The following is an 8,388-nucleotide window of genomic DNA, read 5'->3' on the forward strand; positions in this document are numbered from 1 at the left end:
GCGGCTACAGCTCGTCGTGGCCCAGCGCCGCGCCGAGCCGCGTCACCAGGTCGTACGCCGCGTCCGGGATGACCGTCCCCGGCGGGAAGACCGCCGCGGCGCCCATCTCCAGGAGGGTGGGGACGTCCTGCGGCGGGATGACACCGCCGACGACGACCATGATGTCCTCCCGGCCCTCGGCGGCCAGCTCCTCGCGGAGCGCCGGTACGAGGGTGAGGTGACCGGCGGCCAGCGACGACACACCGACGATGTGCACGTCCGCCTCGACGGCCTGCCGGGCCACCTCGCCCGGCGTCTGGAACAGCGGGCCGACGTCGACGTCGAAGCCGAGGTCGGCGAAGGCGGTGGCGATCACCTTCTGGCCCCGGTCGTGCCCGTCCTGCCCCATCTTGGCGACCAGGATGCGCGGGCGGCGGCCCTCCGCCTCGTCGAAGCGTTCCACGAGCGCGCGGGTGCGCTCCACGGAGGGGGACTCGCCTGCCTCGTTGCGGTACACGCCGGAGATCGTACGGGTCTGCGCCGCGTGCCGTCCGTACACCTTCTCCAGGGCGTCCGAGATCTCGCCGACCGTCGACATGGCGCGGGCCGCGTTCACGGCCAGCTCAAGGAGGTTGCCGGTGCCGGACGCGGCGGCGTTGGTCAGCGCGCGCAGGGCGTCCTGGCAGACCGCCTCGTCGCGCTCCTCGCGCAGCCGCCGCAGCTTCGCGATCTGCTGGGCGCGCACCGAGGAGTTGTCGACCTTGAGCACGTCGATCTGCTCGTCGGTGTCCACCCGGTACTTGTTGACGCCGATCACCGGCTGGCGCCCGGAGTCGATGCGTGCCTGGGTGCGGGCGGCCGCCTCCTCGACGCGCAGCTTGGGGATGCCCGCGTCGATGGCCTGCGCCATGCCGCCGGCCGCCTCGACCTCCTCGATGTGCTGCCAGGCCCGCCGCGCCAGGTCGTAGGTGAGCTTCTCCACGTACGCGCTGCCGCCCCAGGGGTCGATGACCCGGCAGGTGCCCGACTCCTGCTGGATGAGCAGCTGGGTGTTGCGGGCGATGCGCGCCGAGAAGTCGGTCGGCAGGGCCAGCGCCTCGTCCAGGGCGTTGGTGTGCAGCGACTGGGTGTGGCCCTGGGTGGCGGCCATCGCCTCCACACAGGTGCGCGTGACGTTGTTGAACACGTCCTGCGCGGTCAGCGACCAGCCCGAGGTCTGCGAATGGGTGCGCAGCGAGAGGGACTTGGTGTTCTTCGGGTCGAACTGCTTGACCAGGCGCGCCCACAGCAGCCGGGCCGCCCGCATCTTCGCGATCTCCATGAAGAAGTTCATGCCGATCGCCCAGAAGAAGGAGAGTCTGGGCGCGAACGCGTCGACGTCCAGGCCCACTTCGATCCCGGCCCGCAGATACTCCACACCGTCCGCGAGCGTGTACGCCAGCTCCAGGTCGGCCGTCGCACCCGCTTCCTGGATGTGGTAGCCGGAGATGGAGATCGAGTTGTAGCGCGGCATCTTCTGCGAGGTGTACGCGAAGATGTCGGAGATGATCCGCATCGAGGGCTTGGGCGGGTAGATGTAGGTGTTGCGGACCATGAACTCCTTGAGGATGTCGTTCTGGATGGTCCCGGCCAGCTTCTCGGGCGGTACGCCCTGCTCCTCGGCCGCCACGATGTAGAGCGCGAGAACCGGCAGCACCGCGCCGTTCATCGTCATCGACACCGTCATCTTGTCCAGCGGGATGCCGTCGAAGAGCTGGCGCATGTCGTAGATCGAGTCGATGGCCACGCCCGCCATGCCGACGTCACCGGTGACCCGCGGGTGGTCGCTGTCGTAGCCGCGGTGGGTCGGCAGGTCGAAGGCGACCGACAGGCCCTTCTGCCCGGCGGCGAGGTTGCGCCGGTAGAACGCGTTGGACTCCTCGGCCGTGGAGAACCCCGCGTACTGCCGGATCGTCCAGGGCTGGTTGACGTACATCGTCGGGTACGGGCCGCGCAGATACGGCGCCACGCCCGGGTACGTACCGAGGAAGTCCAGGCCCTCCAGGTCGCGCCCGGTGTAGAGCGGCTTGACCGCGATGCCCTCCGGGGTCTCCCACAGCAGATCGCCGTCGGCCTTCCCGGTGGACTCCTTCACGGCGGTACGCCACTGGTCTTCGGAGCCGTCGGCGCCGGCGCCCGGAGCCAGCGGCAGCTCCGAGAAGTCGGGGATCGTCATGACGCCACTCCCATGCGGTCGAGGGCGGAGGAGAGCAGGGCCACCGCGTCGCAGCCGGCGAAGACGTAACTGTCGACACCGGTGAACTCGCCGCGGCCGGCGAGGTAGACATGCGTCGCGCCGGCCGACCTGAGGGCGGCGGCGACCGCCTCGGCCTGCTCGTCGTAGAGCGCGTCGCTTGAGCACAGGCACGCGACGGTGGCGCCGCTGGCGGCGAACGCCTCGGCGGCCGTGGCCGCGTCCACCGACACCGGGTCGTGCACCGGCTCGATGCCGCCCGCCTGGAACAGGTTGGAGGCGAAGGTCGCCCGGCCCGTGTGCGCGGCGGCCGGGCCGAGCGCGGCGAGGAAGACCCGCGGGCGGGTCCCGGTCGCGGCCAGCTGGGCGTCCGAGCGGGCGCGCAGCTCCTCGAACGCCTCGTCGCGGCGCACCCTCGGCAGTCCGCCCGAGGGCTCGGCGGGGGCCGCCTCGCGCTCGACGGCGCGCTCGGCGAGATGCGGGAACTCGCTGACGCCGGTGACCGGTTCGCGCCGCCGCGCCAGCTTCGTGCTGCGCTCCGCCCAGGTCGCGGCGAGCCGCTCGCGGATCAGCCCGGAGCGCAGCGCGGCCGCCTGGCCACCCGCGCGCTCGATCGCCTGGAAGAACTCCCAGGCGCTGTGGGCGAGTTCGTCGGTGAGCCGCTCCACGTACCAGGAGCCGCCGGCCGGGTCGATCACCCGGGCCAGGTGCGACTCCTCCAGGAGGATCGAGGAGGTGTTGCGCGCGATGCGGCGCGCGAAGCCGTCCGGCAGACCGAGCGAGTGGTCGAAGGGCAGCACGGTGACGGCGTCCGCGCCGCCGACGCCCGCACCCAGACAGGCCACCGTGGTGCGCAGCATGTTCACCCACGGGTCGCGGCGCGTCATCATCACCGGCGAGGTCACCGCGTGCTGGCGCTGCGCTCCGGCGGCGGGGGCCCCGCTCGCCTCGGCGACCCGCGCCCACAGCCGCCGCGCGGCGCGCAGCTTGGCGATGGTCAGGAACTGGTCGGCGCTCGCCGCGTAGCGGAACTCCAGCTGGGCGCAGGCCGCCTCGACGGACAGGCCCGCCTCGGTGAGCGCGCGCAGATAGGCGACACCGGTGGCCAGCGACGCACCGAGCTCCTCGGCGGCCGAGCCGCCGGCCTCGTGGTACGGCAGCGCGTCCACGGTGAGCGCGCGCAGCCGCGGGAACCGCTCGGCGCAGAGCCGGGCGAGGCCGGCCGCGGGCGCCACGTCCAGCGCCTCGCCGGTGCGGGCCTCGTGGCCGAGCGGGTCGGCGCCGAGGCCGCCGCGCGCGGAGTCGGCGGGGACGCCGCGCTCCTCGTACAGGCGGAGCAACTCCCGGGCGGCGGGCTCGAAGTCGGCGCCCGCGTCGAGGACCACGGGTGCGAGGTCGAGGTAGACGCCGTCGAGGGCGCGGGCGAGTCCGGAGACCGGCACGCCGCCCCGGCCCACGGCCAGCCAGAGCGAGGTGACGCCGTTCTCAAGATCGGCCAGCACGGCCTCGTTGACCCGGGCGGGGTCGGTTCCGGCGTGGCGCTGTCGTACGCCCCAGCCGTCCGCCGCGTTGCCCTCGGCCCGGCCTCCTCGGACAAAGGGGGCAAAGCCCGGATAACCGGCATCGGGCGCGGAGTCTCGCGCGGTGTACAGGGGGCGGGTGGTGAGCCCGTCCTCGACCGGGGTGGACAGTGCCTCCTCGGCAGCCGTGCCCGAGACATCTTTACCCGATTTGCGCAGCACGCCTTCCACGAGGCGCTGCCACTGCTCATGGGTTGCATCAGGGAACTCGGCGGCCAGCGAAAGCCCGTCGTCAGGCAGGACCGTCATGCTCAGATGCTAGGGCAGGGGCGCAAAGGTGCAGCAGGGGGAAGGGCTGTGACCTTGCCCTCTCCGGAACGCTCTTGATCCTTTATGGACGGTGCCGTATCCGGCGCGGACACGGGGGCGCGTTCATGGTCGCAACGGTCCGTATCGCCTTCTCCGGACGTATCGCCCCCTCTCGGCGCACACCTCTTGACGGTGTCGCAACGCCACTGGTTCAGTGGCTCAGCCACTGAGCCACACCGCGAACTTCGGCACCACCACCCTGGGGAGGGACTACGTGGAGACGCTGCCCCGCGAGACCATCGTCGACGTCCTGGAGAACCGGCTGCGCGAGGACATCCTCACCGGCCGCCATCCGGCGGGCAGCTATCTGCCGCCCGAGCGCAGCCTCGCCGACGGCTACGGCGTCACCCGCACCACCCTCAAGCACGCCTTCGGCCGACTGGTCCAGGCGGGACTCCTGGAGACCCGCCACGGCGTCGGCACCCGGGTCCGCGACTACGCGCGCCTGGGCGGCGCCGACCTGCTGCCGATGCTGGTGCGCCACAGCCCGGACTGGATCGGCGAGATCTTCGAGGTGCGCCGCAGCATCGGCGCGCTGATCGCCGAACGCGCGGCGGCCCGCTCCGACGACAGGGCCGTTGCCGAGCTGCGCCAACTCCTCGACGCCGTACGGGAGTCGCAGGGCGGTGACGCGGTGCAGCTGGCCGACGCCGAAGTGCACCGGGCGCTGGCCCGCGCCACCGGCAACCGGGTCTATGCGCTCCTCACCAACACCCTCTTCAACGCCTACCTTCCCGTACGGGCCGCGCTGGTGGGGCCGTTCACCGACCCGGAGGCGGCGTACGCGCGGCTCGCCCCCGTCGTCGAGGCGGTGGCGGCGGGCGACCCCCATGCCGCGCATACGGCGGCGGACGCCTATCTGACCGCCACCGAGCGGATCATGCTGGAAGGCCTGGCATGAGCGCGCGCGGCACGGAGTTCCGGGAGACGCTGCTCGGCACGTTCCGCCTCGACGGCGAGGGCCGTACCCGTGCGGCCCGACTCGATCTGCGGGCCTCGGCGGACACCGTCCTGCGCCCGGCCGGGACGACCGAGGCCCGCCTCACCGGCCGGATCCGGATCGCGGGATGGGCCGACGACCCTTACATGGCAGGTGAGTTGGAGATCTCCCCGCTGACGCGCCGCCGCATCCGCTACCGCCTCGCCTTCACCGCGGACGGGCGCCGGCTGACCCTGGACGGCTGGAAATCCGTCACACCGCTGCGCCCGGTCCGCTCGATGACGGTCCTGCCCTGCACCCTGTACTACGAGGAGGGCAAGCGGGTCGGCGTGGGCACCCTGCGCTTTCCCCTGGGCACCGGCCTGGCCCCCTTCCTGGCGAGCTTCCGCTTCCCGCGCCGCGAGGGCGCCGACGCTCTGGCCGCACCACGCTGGAAGGGCGAGCCCGGCCGTACCGAGGTCTGGTACACCACCGCGACCGACCCGGCCACCGGCGACGGCCTCTGGCTCCACCACGAACTGGTCGCGCCCACCGACGGCTCGGGCGGCTACGCCCACGGCTGGGTCGCGGTGTTCCCCAAGGACGGCCCGGTCGAGCACGCCCGCTTCGGTCCCGAGCCGTGGCAGGGCGACGCGGACGGCTTCAGCACACAAGACGTCTCGGTCCGGCCGGGCCGACTGACCGGAATGGCGGGCGCGTTCACCTGGGACCTGGCCGAACAGCCGCAGGACGCCCCGCTGTTCACCTTCCCGCGCTGGTCCTGGCGCCGCCCCCTGCTGCCCGCCGCCCAGATCCTCCCGGCCGGCCGCGCCACGTACGACGGCACGGTCACCCACGGCGGGCGCACCCTGACGCTGAAGGGCGCGCCGGGCGCGTCCGCCCGGATATACGGACACGGCAACGCCCACCGCTGGTCCTGGCTGCACGCGGACCTCGGCGGCGGTGACGTCCTGGAGGTCGTCGCGGCGGTCTCGACGCGGCCCGTCCTGCGCGGGCTGCCACCGCTGGTCTTCCTGCGGCTGCGGCGGCGCGGGCGCACCTGGCCCCGGCGGGCGGAACGGTCTGCCGTGGGATGGGCGGGCGCGGGCCGTTTCCGGGCGGAGATCGGGCTGCCGGTGTGGACGGTGACCGGACGCTCCGGCCTGCGACGCATCCGGGTCGAGGTCACCCAGCCGGAGGCGCGCACCCTCACCCTTTCCTACACGGACCCGGACGGGAGCGAGGCCGTCTGCCGCAACAGCGAGGCGGCGGACGCGGTCGTACGCCTGGAGCGCTGGTGGGGGAGGTGGCGGCCGGAGGCCGAGTGGACGGTGGAGGGCACCGCCCACGCGGAGGTGGGCGGGCGATGAGCAACGACGGCACGCGGACCGTGTCCGGCCTGGTGGCCGCACTCCTCGCCGACGACGGCACCCGGCCTTGGACGGCGAAGGTGCCGCTCAGGCTCGACGGCGTCCTCGCCTCGATGCCCGCGCCCGCCCGGGCGGGGCTGCGGGGCGCGGCGGCGGCCGTGGACGCGTACGCGGTCGCCCGGACGGGACGGCGGCTCGCCGCGCTGGGCTCCGAGGAGCGCGAACAGGTCATGGCGGCGCTCGGCGCACGCCCCGCCCTCGCCCCGGTCCTCGACCTCCTCAAGGTGCCGGTGCTGCTCGCAGCCGGGACGGAACGCCTGCTCCACGAGGGCGGGCGCGGACCCGTGCTGGCGCCGCCGGACGATCCGCCGCTCGACTGCGTACCGGCCGAGGAATGGCCCGCGCGGACGACGGCCGACGCGGTGGTCATCGGGTCCGGCGCCGGGGGAGCGATGGCCGCGCGCACCCTCGCGCGGGCCGGGCTGCGCACGGTCGTCCTGGAGGAGGGACACCACCACACCACCGCGTCGTTCGGGCGCCGAGCCCCGCTCGACCGGTTCGCCGAGCTCTACCGCGACGGCGGGGCGACCGTCGCGGCCGGCCGCCCGCCGCTGCTGCTCCCCACCGGGCGGGCCGTCGGCGGCACGACCCTGGTCAACTCCGGTACGTGCTACCGCACTCCGGACCACGTCCTCGACCGCTGGCGCACCTCCTTCGGCTTCAGCCTCGCGGAAGGCATGCCGGACCGTCTCGACGAGGTCGAACGGACACTGCGCGTCGCCCCGCAGCCCCTCGACGTGCTGGGCAACAACGGCCTGCTGGCGCTCACCGGCGCCGAGCGGCTCGGCTGGCGGGCCGCGCCCCTGCGCCGCAACGCCCCCGGCTGCAAGGGCTCCTGCCAGTGCGTGGTCGGCTGCCCGGCGGGCGCCAAGCAGAGCGTGCAGCTCTCGGTGCTGCCGGACGCGTGCGCGGCGGGGGCCCGGATCGTGACGGGCGCGCGGGTGCGGCGCGTCCTGGTGGACGCCGACCGGCCGGGCGGGCCTCGGGCCGCCGGGGTACGGGTGCGGCGGGCCGACGGCACCGAGCTGGAGATCCTCAGCCCGCTGGTGGTGGTCGCGGCGGGCGCCCTCCAGTCCCCGCCGCTGCTGCGCCGCTCGGGCCTCGGCTCCCACCCGGGCGTCGGCCGCAACCTCAGCGTCCACCCGGCGACGAGCGTGGCGGGCCGTTTCCCGGAGCCGGTCACGGCCTGGGAGGGCGTGCTGCAGAGCGTCGGGGTGGAGGAGCTGCACGGACAGGGCGTCCTCATCGAGGCGACGGCGACCCCGCCCGGCATGGGCAGCTTCGTCCTGCCGGGCGTGGGCCGCGAGCTGCGCCGCGAACTGGACGGCGCGGGTCATCTGGCCACGCTCGGCGCGATGATCGCGGACCGCCCGTCGGGCAGCGTCCACGGCCGCGACCGCACCCTGATCCGCTACGACCTCGACCCCCGCGACGCGGCCCGCCTCATGACAGCGGTACGGGCGATGGCCCAACTGCTGTTCGCAGCGGGCGCGGAGGAGGTGCTTACGGGGATTCCGAAGGCGCCGAGGGTGCGGGGTCTGCGTGAGCTGGACGGGGTGCTGGCGGGGGTGACCGCTCGTCAACTCCACCTCTCCGCCTTCCATCCCACGGGAACGGTGGCCGGGGGCGCCGACCCGGCCCGCTTCCCGGCGGACGGGGAGGGGCGCCTGCGGGGCGTGGAGGGTGTGCTGATCGCGGATGGGTCGCTGCTGCCGGGGTGTCCGGAGGTGAATCCTCAGGTGAGTGTGATGGCGGGGGCGTTGGGGGTGGTGGGGGGTTGAATTCCCCACCCCGCCCCTTCCCGAAAGCCCTCCGGCGGGCGGCCGGGTGGGCTGAGACCCGCTCCCCGGGGCTGCGCCCCCGACCCCGTTGCGGGGCTTCGCCCCGGGCCCCTGTTTGCCTGCGGGCGGGTGGGTGCTGGTCGCGCAGTTCCCCGCG

General features: G+C 74.0%; 5 protein-coding genes. 3 read left to right on the forward strand and 2 right to left on the reverse strand.

The window, feature by feature from the left end:
• Nucleotides 1–4: 4 nt before the first annotated feature.
• Together scpA and mutA are read right to left on the reverse strand one after the other, a co-directional pair.
• Entirely contained in the window at nucleotides 5–2,194 is a 2,190-nt protein-coding gene (gene scpA, locus ACFWA7_RS30575) for a methylmalonyl-CoA mutase (protein WP_385544709.1), read from the reverse strand.
• Entirely contained in the window at nucleotides 2,191–4,041 is a 1,851-nt protein-coding gene (gene mutA, locus ACFWA7_RS30580) for a methylmalonyl-CoA mutase small subunit (protein ID WP_385826327.1), read from the reverse strand. Before mutA ends, scpA begins: the two co-directional genes overlap by 4 nt.
• Nucleotides 4,042–4,315: 274 nt before the next feature.
• Between mutA and ACFWA7_RS30585 the strand changes: the two genes are divergently transcribed.
• The 3 genes from ACFWA7_RS30585 to ACFWA7_RS30595 are packed head-to-tail and all read left to right on the forward strand — an operon-like array spanning nucleotide 4,316 to nucleotide 8,231.
• Nucleotides 4,316–5,002 carry a FadR/GntR family transcriptional regulator gene (locus tag ACFWA7_RS30585; RefSeq protein WP_385544768.1) on the forward strand — a complete coding sequence of 229 codons (687 nt, stop codon included), beginning with the start codon at nucleotides 4,316–4,318 and terminating at the stop codon, nucleotides 5,000–5,002.
• A complete protein-coding gene (locus ACFWA7_RS30590; protein ID WP_385826330.1) occupies nucleotides 4,999–6,390 on the forward strand; it encodes a hypothetical protein in 1,392 nt (463 codons plus the stop codon). Before ACFWA7_RS30585 ends, ACFWA7_RS30590 begins: the two co-directional genes overlap by 4 nt.
• A complete protein-coding gene (locus ACFWA7_RS30595) occupies nucleotides 6,387–8,231 on the forward strand; it encodes a GMC family oxidoreductase N-terminal domain-containing protein (RefSeq protein ID WP_385826333.1) in 1,845 nt (614 codons plus the stop codon). Before ACFWA7_RS30590 ends, ACFWA7_RS30595 begins: the two co-directional genes overlap by 4 nt.
• Nucleotides 8,232–8,388: the final 157 nt, after the last annotated feature.

This window comes from Streptomyces sp. NPDC059994 (assembly GCF_042737755.1).
In the GTDB taxonomy this organism is placed as follows: domain Bacteria; phylum Actinomycetota; class Actinomycetes; order Streptomycetales; family Streptomycetaceae; genus Streptomyces.

Excerpts from the sequence above, each read along its gene's own strand:
- scpA (WP_385544709.1), bottom strand. The coding sequence starts at position 2,194 with ATGACGATCCCCGACTTCTCGGAGCTGCCGCTGGCTCCGGGCGCCGGC.
- mutA (WP_385826327.1), bottom strand. The coding sequence starts at position 4,041 with ATGACGGTCCTGCCTGACGACGGGCTTTCGCTGGCCGCCGAGTTCCCT.
- ACFWA7_RS30590 (WP_385826330.1), top strand. The coding sequence starts at position 4,999 with ATGAGCGCGCGCGGCACGGAGTTCCGGGAGACGCTGCTCGGCACGTTC.
- ACFWA7_RS30595 (WP_385826333.1), top strand. The coding sequence starts at position 6,387 with ATGAGCAACGACGGCACGCGGACCGTGTCCGGCCTGGTGGCCGCACTC.